The sequence below is a fragment of the Goodfellowiella coeruleoviolacea genome (genome assembly GCF_024171785.1).
In the GTDB taxonomy this organism is placed as follows: Bacteria; Actinomycetota; Actinomycetes; order Mycobacteriales; family Pseudonocardiaceae; genus Goodfellowiella; species Goodfellowiella coeruleoviolacea.
The window spans coordinates 1-2,027 of record NZ_JAMTCK010000049.1 but is presented as its reverse complement, the minus strand read 5'-3'; the positions used below and the strand labels follow the sequence as shown (position 1 = coordinate 2,027).

General features: G+C 70.7%; 1 protein-coding gene. It reads right to left on the bottom strand.

All coding sequences use genetic code 11. The features are described 5' to 3' along the window. On the bottom strand, positions 1-1,940 hold a 1,940-nt coding region (locus LX83_RS37505; RefSeq protein WP_253780960.1), incomplete at its 3' end, for a condensation domain-containing protein. Positions 1,941-2,027 lie beyond the last annotated feature (87 nt).

The window sequence follows — 2,027 nt, the reverse complement described above, 5'->3', positions numbered from 1 at the left end:
TCGGGCAGATCGGCCAGAGTGGACCGCCAGAAGGCCAGCTGCCGGGACACCAGGCTGTCCGGGTCGTCCTCCGACCCCAGCAACTCCCGGTGCCACAGCGTGTAGTCCGCGTACTGCACCGGCAACGGTGTCCACTGTGGAGCCTCACCGGCCCGGCGCGCGGCGTAGGCGGTGGCCAGGTCGCGCATGAGCGGCGCGGTCGACCACCCGTCGCTGCAGATGTGGTGCAGCGACACGACGAGCACGTGCTCCTCGGGGCCGACGGCGAACAGCTGGGCCCGCAGCGGCGGCTCGTTCTCGATGTCGAAGGGCAGCGCGCCGTAGGCGGCGACCTCGGCGCCGACCGCCGCCTCGGTGGTCGGCACCACGGGCAGTCCGGGGTAGGCCCGGTCGGTGTCCAGCACGAGCTGGTGGGGGGTGCCGTTGCGCTCGGGGAAGGTGGTACGCAGGCTCTCGTGCCGCTCGATGAGGTCGCGCAGCGCGGCGTCCAGGGCCGGGATGTCCAGCTCACCGGTCAGCTTCAGCACGCCAGGCACGTTGTAGGTCGCGTTCGGGCCCTCCAACCGGTTGAGGAACCAGAGTCGCTGTTGGCCCGGGGAGAGTGGGATCTCGGCTGGCCGCTGCCTGGGCACCAGTGCCGGCCGGGTGACCACCGAACCCGCGACCCGCTCGGCCATCCCCGCCACCGTCGGCGCGTCGAACAACTCCCGCAACGACAGCTCCACCCCCAGCACACTGCGCACCCGCGAGATCAACCGCGTCGCCAGCAGCGAATGCCCACCCAGCTCGAAGAAACCGTCATCCACACCGACACCGCTCACCCCCAGCACCTCACCGACCAGCTCGCACAACACCTCCTCCACCCGCGTGCGCGGCCCCCGACCCGACCCCTCGAACACCGGCGCCGGCAACGCCTTGCGATCCACCTTCCCGTTGGCCGTCAACGGCAACGCCGCCAACTCCACCAACACCGACGGCACCATGTAGTCCGGCAACAGACCCCGCACCTCGGCCAGATCGGCCTGGCCGACCACGTACCCCACCAGCCGACCCGCCACCACCGCGACCGCCACATCACGCACCCCGGGCAGCGACCGCAACGCCGCCTCCACCTCACCCAGCTCGATCCGGTGACCACGCACCTTCACCTGGAAGTCCCGCCGCTCCACGAACTCCAACTGACCATCCGACCGGTACACCACCCGGTCACCGGTCCGGTACAACCGACCCGCACCGAACGGATTCGCCACGAACGTGCTCGCGGTGCGCGCGGCGTCGCCGAGGTAGCCGCGGCCCACGCCGACACCACCCACGTACAGCTCGCCGACCACACCGACCGGAACCGGCTGCAGGTCATCACCCAGCACGTACAACTGGGTGTTGCGCACCGCCCGGCCGATCGGGGCACGCACGCCCAGCCCGTCCCCGGCGCCCGCCGCCACCGCGTGGGCGACCGCTGCCTGGTCGATCAGCGCGTGGGTGACGTCGTCCGAGCACTCCGTGGGGCCGTAGGCGTTCACCAGCGGGATGCCCGGATAGCGGTCCAACCACCGCACACACAGATCCCACGGCAGCGCCTCGCCGGTCACCACCAGCCAGCGCAGCCCCAACTCCGGCGCGGCGACACCCGAATCCCACAGGTCCAGAGCGGCCCGCAGCAACGACGGCACCACCTCCAGCACCGTCATCCCCGCCAACCCGAACAACGCCTTCGGGTCCGCGGCCGTCTCCCGACCAACCGCGCGCACCCGGCCACCCACCACCAGACCGGCCAACAACTGCCACACCGAGATGTCGAACGTCAACGGCGCACTGAGCACCACCGTGTCACCCTCGGACAGCGCCAGATCCTCCACCTTCGCCAACAGGTGGTTGATCATCCCCCGCCGGTGCACCATCGCCCCCTTCGGACGACCCGTCGACCCCGACGTGAAGATCACATACGCCAGATCGTCACCAGACCCCCGCAACGGCACCAACTCCGCGTCCACCGCGTCGTCCAGCACCACCACCCGAGCCGACCCACC